The sequence below is a fragment of the Xanthomonas sp. F14 genome, from assembly GCF_014199865.1.
In genome coordinates this window covers 1-23,395 of the sequence record NZ_JACHOM010000004.1, presented here as the reverse complement: position 1 = coordinate 23,395, position 23,395 = coordinate 1, and the positions used below count along the sequence as shown (strand labels likewise).

Sequence of the window (23,395 nt, the reverse complement as noted above, 5' to 3'; positions counted from 1 at the left end):
GGCGCCGAAGGGGCGGATGCGGGGCGCCTCCGGTGACTGGCACGTCGACTGTGGTGAGCGCGTCGCCACGCGCCGCAAGGTGAAGCATCGATCCTGCGGTCGTGGATTGGTACACGACCCCTCACCCCAACCCCCGCCAGCAGCGCGGGCGCTCCAGGGCACGCGGGCCAGTGGCGCGCAGGCAGTGCCTTATCGCCCCGCAGGGAGAGGGGCCAAGGGCGGACGAGTACCGGCGTTTGCCTGGGTATGCAGCGCCGTCTGCGCGAACACGCTGTAACGCAAGCCGATCAAACCCAGCAGCGCCTCATCGCGATGCGCACCCGCCGGTACCTTGCCGACGCGCGCCAGCGAGGCATCCAGCCGCGCACGCAGCGCATCCGGCGCAGGCAGCGGGCGCTTGTGCGCGATCTGTTGCCGGTAGTGCGCGGCAACATCGGCCAGGATCGCGTTCACCGCCTCAACGCTCGGCTGCGGCAAACCATGCCGCGCGCTGCGCAGTTGCAGGATGTTCAAGCCCACGCGCACTTCGTTGAGCATATCCACCGAGGCCAGCTCGCTGCCTTCCGGCGTCAATGCCAGCCGGGGCGCGAGCAGGCCGAGCAGGTCCAGCATGCGGGCGGCAAAGTGCTGCCGGTCCTGCGCGCCGCGGCCCTCGGCGGCATCGGCCAACGTGCGCCAGCCCTGGCGCACCAGCCGGCGCGCGCTCCATTCGGCGCCCACCGAGCGGAACAAGCGCGTCAGCACCACGGCAAATCCAATCCCCAGCACCATCGCCACCGCCGCGTTGACGAAGCTCTGGATATTGGCGTTGTAGGTGTTCTGCAGGCTCAGCAGCGCGGTGAGGTTCACCACCAGCGGCAGCGCGATCAGGATGGTCTTGGGGCGATGCAGCAACGCGCCGATCGGCAGGAACACCGCCGCCAGCACCAACACCAGCATCGGGAAATCGTGGATGGCCGGGAAGATGCCGAACAGATAGATGCCGGCGACCACGCTGGCCACTACCGCCCAGGTCAGGAACGACAGCATGCTCGGCGCCGGGTCGTCCTGCGCGGCGAAGAATGCGGCAGTCACCGCCGCCATCATCGCGCCGTTGCCGCCGCCTTCCCAGCCGATGCCGATCCACAGCACGCAGTACGCCATCAGCGCAAAGCCCGCGCTGAGGGCGGAGAACGCGGCCATACCGAAATCGATATGGCGGGGGGTGCTGGCAGCTGCCGGCGCATCGGTTGTGTTGCGCGGTGACCAGGTAAGCCGCTGCAGCAACGAGGATTGCGTGCGCGAACGCATAGCAGGTTCGCCGTGTGCCGCGTCAGCCCGTTCGGATGATTCCGCCGTTGCAGGTGGTCTCGCCGCAGCCGGCATCGCGCGCAGCACCGGCGTCGCCGTGCCGTGCACCACCGCCTGCTGCAGCGCGCGGCAGTCCTGCCACAGGTCGAGCAGCTCTTCCAGCCGCAGCAGCAGGCTGGCCAGGAGCAGATGCTCGATGTCCTGATCCACCACCGGGCGTAGTGCGGCGATGCGCGCGCGCAAGGCGCCGACGTCTGCATCGCTGCGTGCGTCCTCGCCCTGGTCCACCCAGGCTGCGACGTCCTCCAGCAGCGCGGCGGTGGCGAGCGGCAACGCAGACCCATCGCGCTGCAACGCATCCAGCCGATCAGCCATCGACGACAGCACCGGCAGCAGCATCAGCATGCGTGCGCGCAGCTGTTCCAGCGTGGGGACCGCACCGGCATGGCGTGGGTCGTCGTGGCGCACGAAGGCGATCAAGGCCTCGAACTGCACCAGATCGGCGGCCAGCCGATTGCGCGGTGCCTGCGACGGGCCACGCTGCAGCACCTGCCGGCACCATTGCGCGGCGTCCTGCATCCAGTTGCCGATGCGCGCGGTGAGCATCGGCTTGACCGAGGCGGGGAAGACCAGCGCGGCGAACAGCACCGCCATCACCGTGCCCAGGATGATCTCCTCGCTGCGCGCCACCACGGTGTCGAAGATGCCCTCCGGCGCGGTCACCGCCGGGAAGCCGATGAAGGCGGTGGTGTAGCCGGCCAGCAAAAACGCATAACCGCGCGGGCCGCGATTGAGCAGCGCCAGGAACAGGCAGGCCGACAGCCACAACGCCATCGCCGCACTGAGCAGCAGCGGCGTCTCCACCAGGTTCGGCAGCATCACCAGGGTGGCCGCGCCGGCCAGCAAGGTGCCGAGCACGCGGTACACGCCCTTGGCGCGGGTGGGGCCGAGCAGCGGCTGGGAGACGATATAGACCGTGGCCATCGCCCAGTACGGCCGCGACAGATTGCCGGCCAGCCCCACGTACAACGCCGCGATCGAGGCGGCGAAGGTCTTGGCCGAAAACAGCCAGGCCTGGCGATCGCGCAGCAGCGCACTCATCGCGCGGCAGTCGGGTCGGTGCGGCCGGCGGCCGCTTCCCAGCCGCCGCCCAGCGCCAGGAACAGCTGCAGTTGATCCTGCGAGACCTGCGCCTGCGCATTGGCCAGCGTCATGTCGGCGGTGGCCAGCGTGCGCTCGGCATCCAGGCTGGACAGATACGGCGTGCGCCCGCCCTGGTACAAGCGCCGGTTCTGCGCCGACGCCAGGTCGGCCTGTTGCTGCGCCTGTTCCAGCAGATGCAGGCGGTCCAGATCCTGCGCGTAACGCGACAAGGCGGTCTGCACCTCGCGCAGCGCCTGCAGCACGGTGTTGTCGAACTGCGCCAGCGCCGCGTCCGCGCCGGCCTCGGTGGCGCGCACGCGCGCACGCGCACCGCCGGATGGCAGCGTCCACGAGATCAGCGGGCCGAACGACCAGGCATGCGTGGCCGGCTCACCGAAGTCGGCCAGCAGGCCGGTGGCACCGATCGAGCCGCCCAGACGGATATCCGGATACAGCTCGGCGGTGGCCACGCCGATGCGCGCGGTGGCTGCCGCCAGCCGGCGTTCGGCCTGGCGCACATCCGGGCGACGCGCCAGCAGCGCGCGGCCGTCGCCGATCGGAATCGGGCGCTGCAGGGCCGGCGCGTGCGCACAGCTATCCACGCCGGCCGGCACCTCGCCGGGGGTCTTGCCGAGCAGCGCGGCCAGTTGGTAACCGGCGGCCTGGCGGCGCGCGCGCAGCGGCGGCAGCGCCGCTTCCAGCATCGCCACCTGCGCGGTGGCGCGGGCCAGATCGGGCGGGGTGCCTCGGCCGGCAGCGATCAGGCGCTGGGTGATGTCGCGGCTGCGCTGCTGCAACTGCAGCGAATGCTCGGCCACGTGCAGCTCGTGGTTGGCGTGGCAGATCTCCACGTAACTGCCGGCCACCTGCGCGGCCACGTTGACGCGCGCCAGGTCGATCGCGGCCTGGGCGACCTGCGTGTCGGCCTGCGCGGCCTCGGCACCGCGTTGCAGCTTGCCGAACAGATCGAACTGATACGACACCCCGAACTTGCCGTCGGCCAGGTTGAACACCGGCAGCTTTTCCTGCTGCAGGAAGGCCTCGGCCGAGACCTGCGCGCGGCTGACGCCGGCCTCCACCTCGTAATCGAAACCGCCCGCGTCCAGCGCCTGTTCGTAGACCGCGGCGGCGCGGCGCAGGTTGGCACCGGCCACCTTCAGCTCGACGTTGTCGCGCAAGGCCTGTTCGATCAGGCCATCCAGCATCGGGTCCTGGTACAACGCCCACCAGCGTGCCGGCAGCGGCGCGCCGGCCTGCACCTGGTCGTTGCCGGTGTCGCCAAACGCGGCATTGGCGGCCGGCCGCTGGTAGGCCGACTCCGCCGGCACCGCGTAGTTCGGGCCGACCGTGGTGCAGGCGCTCAATGCGGCCAGCAGCGTGGCCAGTCCCAGGGGACGCAATCCGGTGCGGTTCATGGCGCGGCCTTGGCCTGCACGCGGGCAGGCGCGCTGGCGGCGTCGCGCACGGCGTCCGGCAGGATGGTCACGGTGGCGGTGCGCCCGGCGATCAGCTGCACATGCGCCGGCACCCGATCCAGCACGATGCGCACCGGGATGCGCTGCGCCAGCCGCACCCAGTCGAACGCCGGCGTGACGTTGGGCAAGGCGCCGGCGCTGCCGCTGCGGTAACGGTCCTCGATACCGGCGGCGATGCTCTGCACATGCCCGTGCAAGGTGGCCGGCTCGCCCATCAGGTGCACGTCCACGCGCTGGCCGGCATGCACGCCCTGCAGGCGGGTCTCTTCGAAATAGCCATCGACGCGGAACGAGCCGGTATCCAGCACCGCCACCACCGGGCGCCCGGCGCTGACGTAATCGCCCACGCGTACGGTGCGGTCGCTGACATGGCCGTCGGCCGGGCTGCGCACCTGCGTGCGGTCCAGGTTGAGCTGGGCCAGGTCCACCGCCGATTGCGCGGTGGCCACCGCCGCCTGCGCCTTCTGCACATTGGAGCGGCGTACCTCGGCATCTTCGGCGGCCACCAGGTCCTGCAGGCTGCGGTCGCGCGCGATCTCGCGGCGCAACTGGCTCAAGGTGGCCTGGCGCTCGGCCAGCGCGGCGCGCGCCTGCTCCAGCGCGATCGCATAGCGTGCGCGGTCCACCACGAACAGCAACTGCCCGCGCCGCACCGCCTGGTTGTCGGCCACCGCCACGTCCTCCACCAGCCCGGACACATCCGGCGCCACCTGCACCACATCGGCGCCCACGTGCGCATCGCGCGTCCACGGCGCTTCCATGTAATAACGCCACAGGTGCTGCAGCACCACGGCTGCCACCACCACCATTGCCAGGGTCAACAGCGCCGGCCCCGCGTTCTTGATCAGCTTTTTCACGATTGCATCCAACGGGTAAGGGAAAACAGGCCGCCCAGCAGCGCGATGTACAGCGCCAGGTTGAACAGCGCCGGGTGCCAGATGTGGCGGTACGCACCGGCCCGGGTCAGCAGCGCGCCGATGGCGCTGTTGAGCAGGTAGGCCAGCGTCATCAACGCCAGCAAGGTGGGAACGAACACACCGTAGAGACTGAATTCGCCGTACATCGGGCACATCCTGGGCAAGGGGGAACAACCACGTCCGGCGCCGTTCGCAATGCGCACCGGGCCATCCGGAACGTCACAACCGGCGTCGCAGCGCGACGCCCGACAGCGGGCTCAGTCGGACTGACTCAGCCGCGCGTGCGCCTGCGCGATCTGCTCCCACAAGGTCAGCACCACCTGCACCTGCGGCTCGCTGAGCGCGCCAAACACCTCCGCGCGCAGCGCATCCAGGCGGATCTCGATGCGCCCGACCAGCGCCTGGCCTGCGTCGGTGAGCCACAGCTGGTTGGCGCGGCGGTCGCTGCTGTCGGCCTCGCGGCGCACCAGCGCCTGCGCGCACAACTTGTCCAGCAGCCGCACCAGGGAGGGGCCTTCCATGCCCAGTTGCTGGGCCAGCGCCACCTGGCGGATGCCGCCGCCGGAGCGGCCGATCATCAACAACGGCCCGGTGCAGGCGCTGGACAGCCCGAATTCGGCAAATGCCTGGTCGGCCAGCCGCTGCCACTGGCGGGCGGCGACCAGCAGGCCGGAGCTGAGCTGGGCGCGGGGAGAGAGAACGCTGTTCGTCATAATAGATAGGATGCTATCAATTCAACAATGAATCAATAGTCACTGAACCCGGGCAAGCCGGCGCAACCGCCACTGGGGCCGCCGGCCCGTCCTCGGGTACCATGCTCGCCCCCTTTGGGTGCACCCTGCGCATGAGCCAGTCCGACCAGCCCGATTCCCCCGTCACCCAGGCCCAGGCCGAAGATGCCGTGCGCACCCTGCTGCGCTGGGCCGGCGAAGACCCGGCCCGCGAAGGCCTGCTGGATACCCCGCGCCGGGTTGCCGAAGCCTATGGCGACTGGTTCAGCGGGTACCGCGAGGAACCGCGCGAATACCTGGAACGCACCTTCGAGGAAGTGGCCGGCTACGACGAGCTGATCGTGCTGCGCGACATCTCCTATGAAAGCCACTGCGAGCACCACATGGCGCCGATCATCGGCAAGGTGCACGTGGGCTACCTGCCGCGCGGCAAGGTGGTCGGCATCAGCAAGCTGGCGCGCGTGGTGGAAAGCTATGCGCGGCGCTTCCAGGTGCAGGAAAAGATGACCGCGCAGATTGCCCAGTGCATCCAGGATGTGCTGCAACCGCGCGGCGTCGGCGTGGTGGTGGAAGGCTCGCACGAGTGCATGACCACCCGCGGCATCCACAAGCGCGGCGTCAGCATGGTGACCTCCAAGATGCTGGGCAGCTTCCGCGAGGACGCGCGCACCCGCGCCGAGTTCCTGCAGTTCATCGAAGTGGGCGGCAAGCGTTGAGGCAGCCGTTGCCGTCGCCATGAAGCACCAGGCACGTATCGCCGGCTATCGCCAATTGCGCGAGCAGCCGGTGTGGAAACTGCTGGCCGCCGACCACGCGCCGGAGCTGATCGGCCTGCTGCAGACGGTGTTGCTGGACGGCGAACGCCGCCTGCCCTCGGCCGTGCTGCACGAGCGCCTGCAGCGCCAGCTCGACGCGCTGCGCGCCGACGAACTCTCGCGCGAGTTGCCGCGTACCGCGCAGGCCTATCTGGCGCATTGGCTGGCGCAGGGCTGGCTGGAACGCCGCCTGCCCGAAGGCGCGGCTGAAGAAGAGTACGAGTTGTCGCGCGCGGCCACCCAGGCCATCCGCTTCATCGTCGGCCTGCGCGAGAGCAGCAGCAGCGCCACCGAAAGCCGCCTGTCGCTGGTGATCCAGCAGCTGGTGCAGCTGGCGGGCCAGACCGAAGCCGACCCGGAGCTGCGCCTGGCCGCCCTGCGCGAAGAACGCGCGCGCATCGATGCCGAGATCGAACGCGTGGCCTCCGGCCGCGTGGCCGCGCTGGACGGCAAGCGCGCGCTGGAGCGCGCCCGCGACCTGATCCATCTCTCCGACGAACTGGCCGAAGATTTCCATCGCGTGCGTGACGATTTCGAACAGCTCAATCGCCAGTTCCGCGAACGCATCATCGACGACGAGGGCGCGCGCGGCGATGTGCTGGAGCAGCTGTTCAACGGCGTGGACGTGATCGCCGACAGCGAGGCCGGGCGCACCTTCGAGGCGTTCTGGAGCCTGCTCAACGACACCCAGCAAAGCAGCCAGCTCGATCAGGCGCTGGATGCGCTGCTGGCACGCGGCTTCGCGCGCAAGCTTGACCGGCGCGAACGCGCCTTCCTGCGCGGGTTGACCGGCACGCTGCTGGAGCGCGGCGGTGAGGTGCACACGGTGATGCAGCACTTCGCCCGCAGCCTGCGCGGTTTCGTGCAGAGCCGCGGCTATCTGGAGCAGCGCCGGCTCAATCAATTGCTCAAGCAGGCGCAAGGCGAAGCCTTGCAGCTGCGCGACAGCCTGCACGCCACCACCGCCACCGGCTACACCCAGGCGTTGAGCGCTGCCCGCCTGCGTTCGCTGTCGCAGTGGCGCCTGCACGACCCGCGCCTGACCCAGGTCGATGGCCGCGTGCAGGCTGCCGACGCGGCAGACATCTCGCTCGACAGCGTGGGCGATCTGGTCGCGCAATCGGAAATCGACGTGCGCAGCCTGCGCCGCGACCTGCACGAGCTGCTCGGCCAGCGCCCGCGCCTGACCATCGGCGATGCGCTGCAGCAGCGCCCGGCCGCGCAGGGCCTGGGCAGCGTGATCGGTTACCTGTCGCTGGGCACGCGCCACGGCGTGGTGATCGACGGACAGATGGAAACGGTGCAATGGGAAGGCGGCGACGGCGCCCTGCGGCGCGCACGCATTCCGCTGGTGTGGTTCACCCGGGAGAAACGCAATGAACTGGACTGAGGAGACCCGCCTGGACGCGGACGAGGACAGTGGCGCGTCGGTCGATGCCGGCCGCACGCCGCTGACGGAGACATCGCCTGCACAGCCGCGCGGCGAACTATTCCTGGGCGACACCGGCACGCTGCCGTTCGACGCGCGGCGCGCGCTGTGCCAGCTGCTGGCCGGCCCCAGCATCGATGCGCAACGCCACGGTGCGTTGTGGCCTGCGCTGCTGCGCAACGAGGCGGCGATCCGCCAGGTGTTGTGCGAGCTGTTCCTGGAGCTGGTGCTGGACCGCGAGGGCGGGGTGGCCTTCACCCGTCAGGCCGACACCGCCGAGCTGGAATCGCCGACCCTGCTGCGCAGCGCGCCGCTGACCTTTATCGAGTCGGTGCTGCTGCTGTTCCTGCGCCAGCAACTGGCCGAAGCCGATACGCGCGGCGAGCGGGCGGTGGTGGACGAGGCGCAGTTGGTGGAGGCCTTGTCGGTCTACGAGAAGAACGTGTCCACCGACCGCGCCGGATTCGCGCGACGGGTGCTGACGGCGATCGGCAAGATGCGCGAGAACCAGTTGCTGTCGCGGTTGCGCGGCAGCGAGGAGCGCTACGAGGTCTCGCCGGTGCTGAAGTTGCTGTTCTCGGCCGAAGACGTGCAGGCCCTGGTGGTGGCGTATCGCGGCTTGCGCGAGGGGGACGTTGCGCTCGACTAAGTACCTTCCCCCATTGGGAGAAGGTGCCGAAGGGCGGATGAGCGGACGGCCGATCGCGATGCCCGATGTATGACGCCCGGGATGCGTGGAGTTTGTGTAGTCGTGCGTTGTGCGACGGATATCGGCTCTCACGCCCGGTCGAACGCGATCACTTTTCCACGGGCTGCAGCAAGGCATCCAGCTTCCTTATCGGCCGCCGCCGCCCCACGTCAACGCAGACCACCGCACCCGTAGGAGCGGCCCCGGCCGCGAAGGGTCTGTACCGAATCACTCCCAGACCACAGCACCGCCACCAGCCCAGCAACACGCAACACCCCGCTACAAACAGTCCTGATGTACGTCGTCTTCAGCGTTACCCGTCATCCCGTTTTGGTGAGTGAGCCATGAATTCCCAGTCCAACCTGTCGCCGGCGCAGCCGGGCGCGTCCCTGTTCACTGATTCGCTTGCCGAGCAGCGCGCGCAGCAGTTCCGCATGCGGCGGTTGCAGGTGCACAACTGGGGCACGTTCAACGGCTTGACCGAGGTGCCGATCGCCGAGAAGGGCTTCCTGTTCGTCGGGCGCTCCGGGTCGGGCAAGTCGACCCTGCTGGATGCGATGTCGGCCTTGCTGACCCCGCCCAGCATCGTCGACTTCAACGCCGCCGCACGCGAGGCCGAGCGCAGCGGGCGCGATCGCAGCCTGGTGTCGTATGTGCGCGGTGCCTGGGCCGATCAGCAGGACAGCGCCTCGGGCGAGATCGCCACCCAATACCTGCGCAAGGGCGCTACCTGGTCGGCGCTGGTGCTGGAATACCGCAACGCGCACGGCGAGACGGTCAGCCTGATTCGCCTGTTCTGGATCGCCGGCAGCGGCAATGCCGCGGCCGATGTGCGCCGCCATTACATGGTCGCGCCGCGCAGCTTCGATGTGGCCAGCGAGCTGGATGGCTTCGATCTGGATCTGCGCAGGCTCAAGGCGCGTCTTGGCGAGGAGGTCGCGCATTTCGACGGTTTCGCCGGCTACGCAGAGCGCTTTCGGCATGCGCTGGGCATCGGCAACGAGATGGCGTTGCGGTTGCTGCACAAGACCCAGTCGGCCAAGAACCTGGGCGATCTCAATGTGTTCCTGCGCGGCTTCATGCTGGACGAGCCGCGCACGTTCGAGGCGGCCGACCGGCTGGTGGAAGACTTCGCCGAACTCGATGGCGCACACCATGCGGTGGTCACCGCACGCCGGCAGGTGGAAACGCTCAGCCCGGCACGCGAGCACCATGCGGCACTGATGGCTCTGCGCCACAGCGTCGGCGAGTTGCGCGAGCTGCAGCTGGGCGTGGACAGCTATCGCGAACAGCAGCGTCTGGCCTTGCTGGAGACGCGCCTGCACGAACTCGACAGCCAGGACCGCGGGCTGGCCGGCGAAGAAGGCCAGCGGCGTGAGTCGCTGGACAATCACGAACAGAAACTCGCCGGGCTGGAACGCGAACAACGCGCCGCCGGTGGCGAGCAGATCGAGGAACTCGAACGCGAGCGCGCCCGGGTCGAGCGCGAGCGCGACGAGCGCCTGCGGCGCCGCGTGCAGATCGAACAGGCCTGCCGCCAGCTCGGCACCGCCCTGGCCGCAGGCGCCAGCGGCTTTGCCGAGCAGATCGCGTACGCGCAGACCGTGCTCGAGAACGGCAAGCACGACGCCAGCGCGCTGGATGAGGCGATCGCCGAGCGCATGGGTGTGCGCCGCGACGATGAGCGGCGCTTTGCCGAGATCCGCGCCGAACTGGATGCGTTGAAGCGTGCCCCGTCCAGCATGCCGGCACCGATGCAGGCCTTGCGCGCGCGCCTGTGCGAGGACACCGGCATTGCCGAAGCGGCGCTGCCGTTCGTCGGCGAACTGGTGCAGGTGCGCGAGGATCAATCTGCCTGGCGCGGCGCGATCGAGCGCGTGCTGAGCGGTTTTGCGCAGTCGCTGCTGGTGGACGACCGCCATTACGCGCAGGTCAGCGAGTGGGTCAACCGCACCCAGCTCGGCACGCGGCTGGTGTATTTCCGGGTACGCCGCAACGATGCGCTGCATGCGCGCACGCCGGATGCGCGTGCATTGCCGGGCAAGCTGCAGCTGCGCGAGCATGCCTTCACCGAGTGGCTGCGCAACGAGTTGATGCGTCGCTTCGACTACGAATGCGTCGATAACGCCGCCGCGCTGCGTAATGCCGACCGTGCCATCACCCGCGAAGGGCAGGTCAAGCATCCCGGCGACCGTTACGAAAAGGACGACCGCCATGCGGTCAACGACCGCAAGCGCTGGTTGCTGGGCCACGACAACCGCGACAAGCTCAAGGTGTTCGAGCGCGAAGCGCAGACGCTTGCCCAGCGCATCGCCAGCTGCGATGCCGACGTGGCCGCGCTGCGCAAGCAACGCGAGCAGGACCAGGAACGGCAGCTGGCCGCGCACACGCTGGTGGAGCGCGACTGGGACGAGATCGATGTCGGCCCCAAGCTGCAGCGCCTGAGCGATATCGACGAACAGCTGCAGCAGCTGCGCGAAGGCAACAGCGGCCTGCGCGCGCTCGGCCAGGCGATCGAGACCGCACGTACCTTGCGCGACCAGGCCAAGCGCACCTACGAGGACGTGCGGCTGGAGCGCGCGCAGCTGGCACGCGAGCGGGTCCGGCTCGAACAGCAGCACGCTGCCTGTGCCAGCCGTGCCGGCACCGCCACGCTCACGCCCACCCAGCTGCAGGGCCTGCGCGAGCGCCTGGCGGCGTTGGCACCGCTGTCGCTGGACAATCTGGAGGCGCATTTCCGCGTGGTCGAGCGTGGCCTGGCCGAGCAACTGGCCGAGAGCCAGGGCCGCGACAGCCGACTCAGCGCGCAGCTACTCGATTGCTTCCGCAAGTACTGCCAGCAATGGCCGGAGGACAGCGGCGATTTCACCGTGAGCCTGGCCAGTGCCGACGATTTTCTCGCGCGCCTGGATCGCCTGGAGAGCGATGGCCTGCCGCGCCACGAGCACCGCTTCTTCGATCTGCTGCAGACCCAGAGCAAGAACAATCTGCTGGCCCTGCAGCGCCACACCGCCGAGGCCCACAAGGGCATCAAGCAGCGCATGGACGAGGTCAACGCCAGTCTGGAGCAGGTGCCGTTCAATCGCGGCACGCTGCTGACCATCGAGGTCAGCGACCGTCGCCTGGGCGAGGTGCAGGAATTCCAGCAACAGCTGCGCGCGGTGCTGTCGCATCAACAGACCGAAGACCGCGCACTGGCCGAAGCGCAGTTTTCCACCTTGCGCGCGTTGGTGGCACGCCTGGGCGCGCAGGAACCGGACGCACGCCGCTGGCGCGAGCAGGTGCTGGACGTGCGCCAGCATGTGGAATTCATCGGTGTCGAGCTGGATGCGCAGACCCGCGCGCAGGTGGAGATCTACCGCAGCGGCGCCGGCAAATCCGGCGGTCAGCGCCAGAAGCTGGCAACTACCTGTCTGGCCGCCGCATTGCGCTACCAGCTCGGTGGCGAAGACGGCGAACTGCCGCGCTACTGCGCGGTGGTGCTGGACGAAGCCTTCGACAAGGCCGACAACGAATTCACCGCGCTGGCGATGAACATCTTCGAGAACTTCGGTTTCCAGATGGTGGTGGCCACGCCGCTGAAATCGGTGATGACGCTGGAGCCGTTCATCGGCGGTGCCTGCTTTGTGGAAATCAGCGGCCGGCACAACTCCGGCGTGCTGCTGATCGAATACGACGAGCAGGCGCAGCGACTCCAGTTGCCCGAGCGCTCGCGTGGGGACGAGGTAGCTGCAGCGGTGACGGAACAGGCGGTGAGTGCTGCGCAGGCCGAGGATGCACCGCCTTCGACGCAGGGTGAAACGCGGATGGACAGCACCGCTGCCGTCTCTGCCGCTGAGGGCGCGGCACTTCAGGGTGTCCCTGCACAGGACGACGTGGCGGCCAAGGCGGGCAGGCGCGCCAGCAAGGTCGCGCCGGCATCGACGCCGGCCGTTCAAGCCGCGCCGAAGCCATCAAAAACAGCCGCTGCCAGCGCACGTGCGGGATCAGGCAAGTCGGCAGCGGCGAAGACCGCAGCGGGCAAGGCCGCATCTGCCAAGACTGCACCAGCCAAACCTGCATCAGCCAGGGGTGCATCGCCTGCAGCGGGCACAGCGCGCAAGCCGGCAACGCCGACCAAACCGGCCAAAACGCCAGCGAACACCGGGACGGCATCCAGGCGCGCGACCGCGTCCGCCAAACCGACTCCCCAGCCGAACAAGGCCGCGACAACAGCGGCAGCGCCGAAAAAGCCCGCTGCCAAGTCGACGGTAGCGACCAGGCGCGCCACCACTTCGCTGGGTGGCGCAACCAAGGCAACCAGGACAACTGCCGCGCGCACTGCGGCCAGGCCCGCGTTAACCAAGCCCGTGCCAACCAAAACCGCGGCCAAGGCGCGTCCTGCGCCCACGCGCGGATCTGCAGGCAAGCCGCGCGGAAAACGCTGAGCGCGCCACCTGGATGCCTGCGTCACCGCGCTGCGGTCGCAGGCGTCGCAGGTCGGGGACAGCAGACCACCACTCTCCCGGCGCACCGCGCACCGTGTCGGCGACGCTGAGTATGGAGTTCTAAGCGCCGTGCAGCAGATCCCAGCCCATCTTGCCGATCAGCACGATGACCAGCACCAGGAACAACGTGCGGATCAGCGGCGTGCCGCCGCGTAGCGCCATCCGCGTGCCGGCGACCGCACCGGCCACGTTGGCCACCGCCATCGGGATGCCGATCGCCAGCATCACCTGGCCGCTGGGCAGGAAGAACGACAGCGCCGCCAGGTTGGTGGCCAGGTTCACCACCTTGGCCGCGGCCGAGGCGCGCAGAAAGTCCAGCCCGAAGAAGCGGATGAACAGGAAGATCAGGAAACTGCCGGTACCGGGCCCGAAGAACCCGTCGTAGAACCCGATCGCCGCGCCCATCGCCAAGGCAGTGATCAGTTCGCGCCGGCCGATCTGGCGTGGGCGATGCAGCGCACCGAAGTCCTTCTTGATCAGCGTGTAGACCAGCATCGCGATCAGCAGCACCAGGATCAGCGGCCGCACTGCCTGCTTGGGCATCAGGCTGACCGCGGTCGCGCCCAGAAACGAAAACGTAAACGCCGCCACCGTCGCGTACAGCACCGGTCGCCACGGAAAGCGCACAGTGCGCGCATAGCGCCACGCCGAGGCACCGGTGCCGAACATCGCGCTGAACTTGTTGGTGCCCAGAATCAGCGACGGCGCCTGCTGCGGCAGGGTCGCAAACAATCCCGGCAACTGGATCAGGCCACCGCCGCCGACCGCCGCATCCACCAGCCCGGCGATAAAAGCGATGCACAGCAGCCACGGCAACTCGGTGGGGATCAGTTCCAGCAAGGCGGTGCTCCGCACGACGGGGCGACAGCATAAACGCGCAGAAACCCCGCCTCCCACTTCCCACTTCCCGCACAATCGCCAGATGCCGACTTCCACTCCCAACGATCCCTGTCCCTGCGGCCGCGCCGCCACCTACGCGCAGTGCTGCGGGCACTACCATGCCGGCGCCGCTGCGCCCGATGCCGAAACCTTGATGCGTGCGCGCTACAGCGCCTACGTCCGCCGCGATGTGGGGTACCTGCTCGCCAGCTGGCATCCGTCCACGCGCCCACCCGAGCTGTCGCTGGACGAGGGCGGCCGCACCACCTGGCTCGGCCTGACCGTGCAACGCGCCATCGAGACCGGCACCGACACCGCCGAGGTGGCGTTCCTGGCCCGCTACCGTATCGGCGGCGGCAGCGCGGTGCGCATGACCGAACACAGCCGCTTCGTGCGCGAAGACGGCCGCTGGTATTACCTCGACGCGCGCTGAGCCGGGCTCAGGCGTGAGCGAGGTCAGCGGTCACGCTCACCATGAAGCTGTTCAGCCCGACGGACGGCACGGGCCGGCGCGGTTTCTCGACGCCACGTTCGCAGCCGATCCCGGAAGCTTGCCGCCTCGGCGGAGCTCGCCGCGGGGCGGACACGATGATGGCAACCTTCAATCTCTGGCAGTGGGTGCTTGTGGCCATCGTGGTATTTGCGATCGTGCTGCCGGCGTGCCTGGCCACGGCACTGATCTGGTTCGGCCCCCGCCACGACGCCCCGCGCAGCGCGCGCGCCCGACGTATGCCTGACACCAGCCCCTCCAGCCCGGCGTTGTCGCTGTTGACCGGCATCACCGGCGACGGCAGCTAGGCGCGGCGATCGGCGCGGCTGGGTTGCCGCGGTGTCTTCGCCAGGCGGGCCGGACCGATGCCACTCCATCGGCGCGCATCATCACCATCCCACACGCGTTAGATAGCCTCTGCCCCGCACCCCTCTGAAAAGCGTGCGCACCGCACAGTCACCCCTGCGTGTCGCTGCCGACCACCGCAGCGCACGATGCCGTCGCAACATCACGACCTGCACGCCTGCAACCAGCCAGGTTGGCTATCCTCGGCGGCTCGACCTGCCGCAGGAGCGCTCCACCGCATGACCTCCGTCCACACGCCGGCCATCGCGCCGTGATGCCGACCCGGCGCGTCCTGCCTGCGCTGTTGGCGCTGGCGCCGCTGATCGCCTGCGCCGATCCGGCCTTCGACCGCTGCCTGGCCGGCCTGCAGACCCAGGCCGCCGCCAAGGGCGTGGCGGCCGCCGACTTCCAGCGCTTCACCGCCGGCCTGGCGCCCGATCCCAGCGTGTTGCCGCTGCTCGATGCCCAGCCCGAGTTCACCACCCCGATCTGGGACTACCTCGCCAGCCTGGTCGACAGCCAGCGTGTCGCCGACGGCCAGGCCATGCTGGCCACCCACCGCGATTTGCTTACCCGCCTGTCCGAACAGACCGGGGTCGATCCGGCCACCATCGTGGCGGTCTGGGGCGTGGAGAGCGACTACGGCCGTGTCACCGGCAAGCGCCCGCTGCTGGTCTCGCTGGCGACGCTGTCGTGCGCGGGCCGTCGCCAGCCATTCTTCCGTGGCGAATTTCTCGCCTTGCTCGGCCTGCTGCAGCAAGGCGATCTGTCGCCGAATGGCTTGACCGGCTCCTGGGCCGGCGCCTTCGGGCAGACCCAGTTCATGCCCTCGACCTATGCCCGCATCGCGGTGGATGGCGACGGCGACGGCCGCCGCGATCTGGTCGCCAGCATTCCCGACGCGCTGGCCTCCACCGCCAACTATCTGGTCAAGGCCGGCTGGGAGCGCGCCCGTCCCTGGGGCATGGAAGTCCGCCTGCCCGCCGGCTTCGATGCCAGCAAGGCCGGCCGCACCCGGCGCCAACCGCTGCAGGCCTGGCAAGACGCCGGCCTGCTCGGCACCGACGGCAAGGCGCTGGCGCCGGCCGGTCTGCCCGCCGAAACCCCGGCCGCCCTGCTGCTGCCGGCCGGCGCGACCGGCCCGGCATTCCTGGTGTTCCGCAACTACGACGCGATCTACGCCTACAACGCCGCCGAAAGCTACGCGCTGTCGATCGCCCTGCTCGCCGACCGGCTGCGCGGTGGTGCCGGCCTGGTCGCCGCCTGGCCCACCGACGACCCCGGCCTGGGCCGCCCCGAACGGCGCGAACTGCAGCAATTGCTGCTGGCGCGCGGCCATCTGATCGGCGAGGCCGACGGCATGATCGGCACCGCCAGCCGGCGCGCCATCCAGGTCGAGCAGACCCGCCTGGGCCTGCAGCCGGCCGACGGCCGCCCCGGCCAACGCATCCTTACCGCCCTGCGCGCCGCCCCGCCGGTCGCCGGCGCGGCGGCCATCCGCGCCACGGCGTTCAAGCTGCCGGCCGCCTATCCCGCATTCGTCCAATCCCCCATCGTCCAGAAGGCACCCCCCATGTCCGACCTCACCGGCCTGCGCACAGGCGACTTCCACGGCTTTCCCTCGCTGTTGATCGACACCCCGTTCTCCACTGCCGCCATCAGCCTGTTCGGCGGCCAGCTGCTGTCGTTCGTGCCCAAGGGCGGGCAGGACGTGATGTGGCTGTCGCCCACCGCCAAGCAGCCGCCCACCCCGATCCGCGGCGGCGCGCCGGTGTGCTGGCCGTACTTCGGCCGCCAGGACCAGACCGGCGAGGTCCCTGCGCATGGCTTCGTGCGCACCGTACCCTGGCAGCTCACCGAGAGCCGGCGCGAGGACGACGGCACCCTGGTGCTCACGCTGACCCCGCCCAGCTTCGACGACCTGGCGCTGCGCCTGCGCATGACCCTGCGCATTGGCCGCACCCTCGAACAAAGCCTGATCACCGAAAACACCAGCCCGGCCCCGGTGCGCTTCACCCAGGCGCTGCACAACTACTTCCGCGTCGGCGACGCGCTCACCGTCAGCGTGCAGGGCCTGGACGGGCTGGACTACCTCGACAAGTACGAGAACTACGCCACCGCCCACCGCCAGCAGGGCGATTGGAGCCTGCGCGACCCACGCGACCCCGGCCGCAGCGACCGTATCTACACCAACGCCGGCGGCCGCTACACCCTGACCGACCCGGTGCTCGGCCGCCGCATCGTCATCGCCACCCAGGGCAGCCGCTCGCTGGTGGCCTGGAACCCGGGCCAAGAGGCGGCCGCCAAGATGGCCGACGTGGGCGAGGGCTGGCGCGATTACGTCTGCCTGGAAGCGGCCAACGCCGGCCCGGACGTCATCGAACTCGCCCCCGGCGCCAGCCACACGCTGACCCAGACTATCAGCGTCGAGTAAGTGCGACAATCGCCTCCCGATCGGGCAAAGCCCACGCTGTTTTCTAGAACAGACATGGAGGCAGGGACGACTCCCTTCTCCCACCGGGAGAAGGGGCCCCGGAGGGCGGACGAGGGTGCGGGCGAAGCCTCGTGTCACCTCACAATGCCTGCGGCTTCGTCCGTACCCTCATCCCAACCCGCGCTCGGCGCCCCGGCCCGCGCATGAGGCGCGGGCGCTCCAGGGCACGCGCGCCAGTGGCGCGCAAGCCATGCCTTCTCGCCCCTCAGGAGAGGGGCTTTCAGTGAGGGGGACCTTGGGCGTATCAGGCGACAGCTCATCCCCACAACTGCGCCACCCGGTCCACCGCTACACTCGCCGCTTCGCCCCACTGCGCAGCGCGATGTCCCTCCCAGCAGATTCCGCTCCCGCCACGGGCCGGCGCCGCGCCGCGCTGATCTTCATCTTCATCACCGTGCTGATCGACGTGCTGTCATTCGGCGTGATCATTCCGGTGCTGCCGGATCTGGTGCGCCAGTTCACCGGGGGCGACTACGCCGTCGCCGCCGGCTGGATCGGCTGGTTCGGCTTCTTGTTCGCCGCCATCCAGTTCGTCTGCTCGCCGCTGCAGGGCACCCTGTCCGACCACTATGGCCGTCGCCCGGTGATCCTGCTTTCCTGCCTGGGCCTGGGCCTGGACTTCATCCTGATGGCGGTCGCCCATTCCCTGCCGATGCTGCTGCTGGCGCGGGTGATCTCCGGGGTGTGCTCGGCCAGCTTTTCCACCGCCAATGCCTACATCGCCGACGTCACCCCGGCCGACAAACGCGCCGGCGCGTTCGGCATGCTTGGCGCCGCGTTCGGTATTGGCTTTGTCGCCGGGCCGTTGATCGGCGGCTGGCTGGGCAGCATCGGCCTGCGCTGGCCGTTCTGGTTTGCGGCCGGGCTGGCGCTGCTGAACGTGCTGTATGGCTGGTTCGTGCTGCCCGAATCCTTGCCTGCCGAACGCCGCACGCCACGCCTGGACTGGTCGCATGCCAACCCGCTCGGCGCACTCAAGCTGCTGCGCCGTTATCCGCAGGTGTTCGGCTTGGCCTCGGTGGTGTTTCTGGCCAACCTGGCGCACTACGTCTATCCCAGCATCTTCGTGCTGTTCGCCGGTTATCAATACCACTGGGGCCCGCGCGAGGTGAGCTGGGTGCTGGCTGGCGTCGGCGTGTGCAGCATCATCGTCAATGCGCTGCTGGTCGGCCGGCTGGTGCGCTGGCTGGGCGAACGCCGTGCGCTGCTGCTGGGTCTGGGCTGCGGGGTGGTCGGTTTCGTCATCTACGGGCTGGCCGACAGCGGTACCGCGTTCCTGATCGGCGTGCCCATCAGTGCGTTCTGGGCGATCGCCGCACCGGCCGCGCAGGCCTTGATCACCCGCGAGGTCGGCGCCGATGCGCAGGGCCGCGTGCAGGGCGCGCTGACCAGCCTGGTCAGTCTGGCCGGTATCGCCGGTCCGCTGCTGTTTGCCAATGTGTTCGCCTGGTTTATCGGCACGGGCGCACCGCTGCATCTGCCCGGCGCACCCTGGTTGCTGGCGGGTGTTCTGCTTGCCGCAGGCTGGGTCATGGCCTGGCGGCGGGCAGGGCGGGGGGCCGGCATGGCCCCCGCGGCACAGGGATGATGCCAACCTATTCAGCTTGTGCTCGCGCCCGCTTTATCTGATTTGCGCAGTCACTGCTAGGCTGATGCATTCCGTGCTGCGGCACCGCCTCCACTCATTATGTGTCCTGACACCCTGGCTGTTCCGCCCTCGGCCGCGCTCGCGCTGCGCCACGCCACGCAGGACGCCCACCGCCTGGTCGAGACGGTTCCGCTGATGCAGGCGCTGGGGCAGGGGCGGGTCGATCGCGCTGCCTACACGCTGATCCTGCGCCGTCACCATGCGCTGCTGGCCGGTTTCGAAGCCCAGCTGAGCGACTGGCTCAGCACCCTGATCGGTGCCGGCTGGCAGTACCGCCGCCGCGTCCCGGCCCTGCACGAGGACCTGCACACGCTCGGGCAGCCGCCGCAGGCGCCCATCGCGGCGCCTGCGGCCGGCAACGATGCCGCGCGCTGGGGCATGCTCTACGTCATCGAAGGCTCGCAGCTCGGCGGGCGGATGATCGCGCGCACCTTGCGCAAGCAGCAGCCCGCGCTGGCTGACGCCTTGCGCTATTTCGAACTGGCCAACGACGACCCGGCTGGCTGGCGCCGGTTCCAGGCCATGCTCGATCAACGCCTGGACACCTCTTCCGCGCGCGCGTCCGCCATCGACGGTGCGCAGCGCATGTTTGCCCACTTCCATACCTGTCTTGCAGCGGAGCCGCGCCCGTGAATCAGCACACCGAACCCCTGGATATGGATGTCTGTGCACGTGAGCCGATCCATATCCCCGGCCTGATCCAGCCGTACGGCGTGCTGCTGGTGATCGAGCCGGCCGACGGCCGCATCGTGCAGGCCAGCACCACCGCCGCCGACCTGCTTGGTGTGCCGCTGGCCGAGCTGCTGGGCATGGTCTACACGCAAGCGCTGGAACTGCCCGGCGAGCAGCCATTCGCGGTCGAGGACCAGGCGCAGCATCTGCTGCATGCCGACGTGCGCTTTCCCCTGCGTGCAGCACCCACCGACCACCCCTGGGTGGCCGCCTGGCATCTGTATCCGGAGCAGTGGCTGGTGGAAATCGAGCCGCGCGACGCACGCCTGATGGACGTCACCCTGCGCGAAGCGCTGCCGCTGCTGCGCAGCATCGAGCGCGATCCCGGCATCGCCGAAGCCGCCGTGCGCGCCGCCAAGGGGCTGCGCAGCATGATCGGCTTCGACCGGGTGATGGTGTACCGCTTCGACGAAGAGTGGAATGGCGACATCATCGCCGAAGCGCGCCAGCCCGAGCTGGATGCCTATCTCGGCCTGCATTACCCGGCCACCGACATCCCGGCCCAGGCGCGCGCGCTGTACCTGCGCAACCGCGTCCGCCAGATCGCCGACGTCGGCTATCGGGCGTCGGCGATCGAACCCACCCTGCATCCGCGCCTGGGCACCCCGGTGGACCTGAGCGATGTCAGCCTGCGCAGCGTCTCCCCGGTGCATCTGGAATACCTGGCCAACATGGGCGTGACCGCCACGTTGGTCTCCTCGATTGTTGTCAACGACGCGCTGTGGGGGCTGATCGCCTGCCACCACTACAGCCCGCACTTCACCAGCCACGCCATGCGCGACGCCACCGATGCGGTGACCCGCGCGCTGGCCGGGCGCATCGGCGGTTTGCAGGCGGTGGCGCGTGCGCACATGGAATCGGTGCTGCTCACCGTGCGCGAGAAGCTGATCACCGACTTCAATGACGCCGACCAGATGACCGTGGAAATGCTCGCCGACATGGCGCCCGACCTGATGGACGTGGTCGACGCCGACGGCGTGGCGATCTTCCATGGCGGCGAGATCAGCCGGCATGGCAGCACCCCGGACGCGGCCGCGCTGCGCCGCATCCGCGACCACATCGAATCCGAACACCACGATGCCCTGCGCGAAGATGCAGTCGGCGCCCTGCATGTGGATGCGATCGGCGAGGTGTTCCCCGAGCTGGCCGACCTCGCCCCGCTGGCGGCCGGTTTCATTTTCGTGCCGCTGATGCCGCAGTCGCGCAGCGCCTTGCTGTGGACCCGCCGCGAGCAGGTGCAGCAGGTCAAATGGGCCGGCAATCCGCAGCTGGCCAAGCTGCAGGACATTCCCAATTCGCGCTTGTCGCCACGCAAGAGCTTCGACCTCTGGCAGGAAACCGTGCGCGGTCGCGCGCGGCGCTGGTCGCCGCTGCACCTAGAATCGGCGCGCAGCCTGCGCGTGCTGATCGAACTGATGGAGCGCAAGCGCTTCCAGCAGGATTTCACCTTGCTCGAAGCCTCGCTCTCGCGGCTGCGCGATGGTGTGGCCATCATCGAACGCGGCACCGCGGACGCGCACCGGCTGATGTTCGTCAATCCGGCCTTCGCAGAACTCAGCCAGACCGAAGTGGCCGACCTGATCGGTTGCGACATCCTGTCCCTGCTGGCCAGCGATGCCGCCCCGTCCAAGGTGGAGCTGCTCGAAGACGCGCTGCGGCAAGGGCGCGCCGCCTATGTCACCCTGCCGCTGCGCTCGCAGGGGGGCGCGCCGGTCTATCGCCAGTTCCACCTAGAACCGCTGCCCAGCCCCAATGGCGTCACTGCCCACTGGCTGCTGCAGCTACGCGACCCCGAATAAGCGCAACCCGCAACCGAATCGCCTGCCGCGGCCAGCAGTGGCTGACAAAACGTAGCCTGCAGTCGCCAGCGGGGTGCGGACGGCGCGGAAATACCGCAGTGTTGAGGACTCCGCGCACCGGCCCCGCCCGCCTGGCGGTGCGCGCCGTCGTTTTGATCGCTGCCCTAGGCCCGCGGTCGCAACACCAGCAAGGTGATCGTTCCGGCCACCAGGCCCCAGAACGAGGCGCCGATCCCGCCCAACGTCAGCCCCGATGCGGTCACCAGGAAGGTGATCAAGGCCGCTTCGCGCTCGCTGTCCTGCTGCAAGGCGGCCGCCAGGCTGTTGCCGATCGTGCCCAGCAAGGCGATCCCGGCGATGGCCATCACCAGCTCGCGCGGAAAGGCGGCAAACACCGCCGCCACGGTCGCGCCGAACACGCCGATCAGCACATAGAACACCCCCGCGCTCACCGCAGCGGTGTAACGCCGCGCCGGATCCTCGTGCGCTTCGCGGCCCATGCAGATCGCCGCAGTGATGGCCGCCAGGTTCAAGGCATAGCCACCGAACGGTGCCAGCAGCGTATTGACCACTCCGATCCAGCCGATCGTCGGCGAGATCGGTACCGCGTAGCCGGAAGCGCGGATCACCGCCACGCCCGGCACGTTCTGCGAGGCCATGGTGACCACGAACAACGGAATCGCCAGCCCGAACAACGCCGCCCACGACAACGACGGCACCACCAGCACCGGCCGGGCCAGTTCAAGCTGCACGCTCTTCCACTGCATCAACCCGCTGCCGGCCGCAATCGCCACGCCGACCAGCAAGGTCGCGATCACCGCATAGCGCACAAACCAGCGCCGCCCGGCCAGATAGGCCGCCAGCATCGCCAGCGCCAGCCACACCTGGCTCTGCATCGCCACGAACAGGTCCAGCCCAAAGCGCAACAACACCCCGGCCAGCATGCCCGAGGCCAGCGAGATGGGTATGCGTCGGATCGCCTTCTCAAATAACCCCGAGAAGCCGGCCAGCATGCCAAGCACCGCCGCCAGCACAAACGCACCGATCGCCTCGCGCAACGGCACCCCGGCCGCGCTGCCGATCAACATGGCCGCACCCGGCGTGGACCAGGCCGTCACCACCGGCACCCGGTAGCGCAGCGACAGCCCGATGCAGGTCACGCCCATGCCGATGCCGAGCGCCCACATCCACGAGGCGATCTGCGCCTGATCCGCTCCCAGGTGACGCGCCGCCTCGAACACGATCACCGCAGAACTGGCAAAGCCCACCAGCACGGTGACAAAGCCCGCAGCAATCGCAGGCAGGGACAGATCGCGAAGCAGGCTGCGTAAGGGAGACATTGGGAGCTCTCTATCTAGTGCATGCATTCTCACCGAGCACGCCGGTGATCGATAGCGCAGCACCTTGCGTGGTCGGCTCTCTATCAACGCTCTTGTTGTCCTGCCTGGAAAGCACGATGTCGCTGCAATGCGGGCGCACGGTCCCATGACCCTGATAGAGAGAGCAGGCCGGATACACCGCAAAGTGCGTGGAATCAGGCCTGGCGCATGGGCGCGATGACGTCCGTGTCATGCCAGTGTCAAAAAGTGCTTGCACTTCTGCACAGTCTCGATAAACTGCGCGGCCTCGCTCAGGACGGCGGCGCTTCTCGAAGCATCGCAACAACGAACGGGGCGAATCGGAAACATCACAAGGTGTTGACGAAACGGAAAAGCCGGCTATGATGGGCGGCTCGCTACACGGAAAGACGCTACGGCGGATTGAAGTGCAGCGGCGGCAACTTCCTCTTCACGAGGGGTTGACGAAGATGAAAAGCCTGCTAATATGGCCGGCTCGCTTCGCAGAAAACCTTCGGGTCGAAACGAAGCAGCGTCAACCACCTCGAAATGAGGTGTTGACGGCAAGAAAAAGTCCGCTATAATGGGCGGCTCGCTTCGACGGAAACGACGAAGCTGACGGGAACGGCGCTGAGGCCACTTCCCAATGTTCTTTGACAGTGTGCGCAGGTAATTTGTGCGGACGCCTGCAGGAAG

General features: G+C 68.8%; 16 protein-coding genes, 1 other RNA gene and 1 pseudogene. 10 read left to right on the top strand and 8 right to left on the bottom strand.

Going from position 1 to position 23,395, the window contains the following annotated elements:
• Positions 1-189: 189 nt before the first annotated feature.
• The 5 genes from GGR73_RS14180 to GGR73_RS14160 form a co-directional block, all read right to left on the bottom strand.
• Positions 190-2,391 (bottom strand): FUSC family protein, encoded by a 2,202-nt coding sequence (locus tag GGR73_RS14180; RefSeq protein WP_184457518.1) that lies wholly within the window; start codon positions 2,389-2,391, stop codon positions 190-192.
• On the bottom strand, positions 2,388-3,848 hold the full coding sequence (locus tag GGR73_RS14175; RefSeq protein WP_126966931.1) for an efflux transporter outer membrane subunit: 1,461 nt from the start codon (positions 3,846-3,848) through the stop codon (positions 2,388-2,390). The genes GGR73_RS14180 and GGR73_RS14175 overlap by 4 nt, the downstream gene beginning before the upstream one ends.
• Entirely contained in the window at positions 3,845-4,765 is a 921-nt protein-coding gene (locus tag GGR73_RS14170; protein ID WP_184457516.1) for an efflux RND transporter periplasmic adaptor subunit, read from the bottom strand. Before GGR73_RS14170 ends, GGR73_RS14175 begins: the two co-directional genes overlap by 4 nt.
• A complete protein-coding gene (locus GGR73_RS14165) occupies positions 4,762-4,980 on the bottom strand; it encodes a DUF1656 domain-containing protein (protein WP_024939640.1) in 219 nt (72 codons plus the stop codon). The genes GGR73_RS14170 and GGR73_RS14165 overlap by 4 nt, the downstream gene beginning before the upstream one ends.
• Positions 4,981-5,082: 102 nt before the next feature.
• Complete coding sequence (locus GGR73_RS14160) at positions 5,083-5,538, bottom strand: MarR family winged helix-turn-helix transcriptional regulator (RefSeq protein ID WP_184457514.1); 456 nt, start codon at positions 5,536-5,538, stop codon at positions 5,083-5,085.
• Positions 5,539-5,669: 131 nt separating this feature from the next.
• On the opposite strand from GGR73_RS14160, the gene folE reads away from it, so the two are divergent.
• The 4 genes and pseudogenes from folE to GGR73_RS14140 form a co-directional block, all read left to right on the top strand.
• A complete protein-coding gene (gene folE, locus GGR73_RS14155; RefSeq protein ID WP_016902173.1) occupies positions 5,670-6,272 on the top strand; it encodes a GTP cyclohydrolase I FolE in 603 nt (200 codons plus the stop codon).
• Between the two features lie 19 nt (positions 6,273-6,291).
• Positions 6,292-7,761, top strand: a complete 1,470-nt coding sequence (locus GGR73_RS14150; RefSeq protein WP_016902174.1) for a DUF3375 domain-containing protein — start codon at positions 6,292-6,294, stop codon at positions 7,759-7,761.
• A complete protein-coding gene (locus tag GGR73_RS14145; protein WP_184457512.1) occupies positions 7,748-8,449 on the top strand; it encodes a DUF4194 domain-containing protein in 702 nt (233 codons plus the stop codon). The genes GGR73_RS14150 and GGR73_RS14145 overlap by 14 nt, the downstream gene beginning before the upstream one ends.
• 383 nt (positions 8,450-8,832) lie before the next feature.
• A pseudogene (locus GGR73_RS14140) lies at positions 8,833-12,354 on the top strand (ATP-binding protein); the annotation flags it as partial.
• 681 nt (positions 12,355-13,035) lie between these two features.
• Here GGR73_RS14140 and GGR73_RS14135 read toward each other — a convergent pair.
• Positions 13,036-13,815, bottom strand: a complete 780-nt coding sequence (locus GGR73_RS14135) for a sulfite exporter TauE/SafE family protein (RefSeq protein ID WP_184380536.1) — start codon at positions 13,813-13,815, stop codon at positions 13,036-13,038.
• A gap of 82 nt (positions 13,816-13,897) precedes the next feature.
• Here GGR73_RS14135 and GGR73_RS14130 point away from each other — a divergent pair, with 82 nt between their 5' ends.
• From GGR73_RS14130 to bphP, 6 genes are all read left to right on the top strand, one after another.
• Positions 13,898-14,287, top strand: a complete 390-nt coding sequence (locus tag GGR73_RS14130; RefSeq protein WP_184457508.1) for a YchJ family protein — start codon at positions 13,898-13,900, stop codon at positions 14,285-14,287.
• 158 nt (positions 14,288-14,445) lie between these two features.
• Positions 14,446-14,652 carry a hypothetical protein gene (locus GGR73_RS14125; protein WP_024939646.1) on the top strand — a complete coding sequence of 69 codons (207 nt, stop codon included), beginning with the start codon at positions 14,446-14,448 and terminating at the stop codon, positions 14,650-14,652.
• Between the two features lie 311 nt (positions 14,653-14,963).
• Entirely contained in the window at positions 14,964-17,123 is a 2,160-nt protein-coding gene (locus GGR73_RS14120; protein ID WP_221234164.1) for a lytic murein transglycosylase, read from the top strand.
• A 382-nt stretch (positions 17,124-17,505) separates the two neighbouring features.
• On the top strand, positions 17,506-18,771 hold the full coding sequence (locus GGR73_RS14115; RefSeq protein WP_184457504.1) for a TCR/Tet family MFS transporter: 1,266 nt from the start codon (positions 17,506-17,508) through the stop codon (positions 18,769-18,771).
• Positions 18,772-18,870: 99 nt separating this feature from the next.
• On the top strand, positions 18,871-19,464 hold the full coding sequence (locus GGR73_RS14110) for a biliverdin-producing heme oxygenase (RefSeq protein WP_154832946.1): 594 nt from the start codon (positions 18,871-18,873) through the stop codon (positions 19,462-19,464).
• Positions 19,461-21,362 carry a bacteriophytochrome BphP gene (gene bphP, locus GGR73_RS14105; RefSeq protein WP_184457502.1) on the top strand — a complete coding sequence of 634 codons (1,902 nt, stop codon included), beginning with the start codon at positions 19,461-19,463 and terminating at the stop codon, positions 21,360-21,362. The genes GGR73_RS14110 and bphP overlap by 4 nt, the downstream gene beginning before the upstream one ends.
• A 39-nt stretch (positions 21,363-21,401) precedes the next feature.
• Here the strand turns inward: bphP and GGR73_RS14100 are convergent.
• Both GGR73_RS14100 and GGR73_RS14095 read right to left on the bottom strand, forming a co-directional pair.
• A non-coding RNA gene (locus GGR73_RS14100) (sX9 sRNA) lies at positions 21,402-21,472 on the bottom strand.
• Between the two features lie 54 nt (positions 21,473-21,526).
• Entirely contained in the window at positions 21,527-22,702 is a 1,176-nt protein-coding gene (locus GGR73_RS14095) for a benzoate/H(+) symporter BenE family transporter (protein ID WP_184457500.1), read from the bottom strand.
• Positions 22,703-23,395: the final 693 nt, after the last annotated feature.

Coding starts and splice junctions, on each gene's coding strand:
- GGR73_RS14180 (WP_184457518.1), bottom strand. CDS start 2,391: ATGAGTGCGCTGCTGCGCGATCGCCAGGCCTGGCTGTTTTCGGCCAAG.
- GGR73_RS14175 (WP_126966931.1), bottom strand. CDS start 3,848: ATGAACCGCACCGGATTGCGTCCCCTGGGACTGGCCACGCTGCTGGCC.
- GGR73_RS14165 (WP_024939640.1), bottom strand. CDS start 4,980: ATGTGCCCGATGTACGGCGAATTCAGTCTCTACGGTGTGTTCGTTCCC.
- GGR73_RS14160 (WP_184457514.1), bottom strand. CDS start 5,538: ATGACGAACAGCGTTCTCTCTCCCCGCGCCCAGCTCAGCTCCGGCCTG.
- folE (WP_016902173.1), top strand. CDS start 5,670: ATGAGCCAGTCCGACCAGCCCGATTCCCCCGTCACCCAGGCCCAGGCC.
- GGR73_RS14150 (WP_016902174.1), top strand. CDS start 6,292: ATGAAGCACCAGGCACGTATCGCCGGCTATCGCCAATTGCGCGAGCAG.
- GGR73_RS14145 (WP_184457512.1), top strand. CDS start 7,748: ATGAACTGGACTGAGGAGACCCGCCTGGACGCGGACGAGGACAGTGGC.
- GGR73_RS14130 (WP_184457508.1), top strand. CDS start 13,898: ATGCCGACTTCCACTCCCAACGATCCCTGTCCCTGCGGCCGCGCCGCC.
- GGR73_RS14125 (WP_024939646.1), top strand. CDS start 14,446: ATGGCAACCTTCAATCTCTGGCAGTGGGTGCTTGTGGCCATCGTGGTA.
- GGR73_RS14120 (WP_221234164.1), top strand. CDS start 14,964: ATGCCGACCCGGCGCGTCCTGCCTGCGCTGTTGGCGCTGGCGCCGCTG.
- GGR73_RS14115 (WP_184457504.1), top strand. CDS start 17,506: ATGTCCCTCCCAGCAGATTCCGCTCCCGCCACGGGCCGGCGCCGCGCC.
- GGR73_RS14110 (WP_154832946.1), top strand. CDS start 18,871: ATGTGTCCTGACACCCTGGCTGTTCCGCCCTCGGCCGCGCTCGCGCTG.
- GGR73_RS14095 (WP_184457500.1), bottom strand. CDS start 22,702: ATGTCTCCCTTACGCAGCCTGCTTCGCGATCTGTCCCTGCCTGCGATT.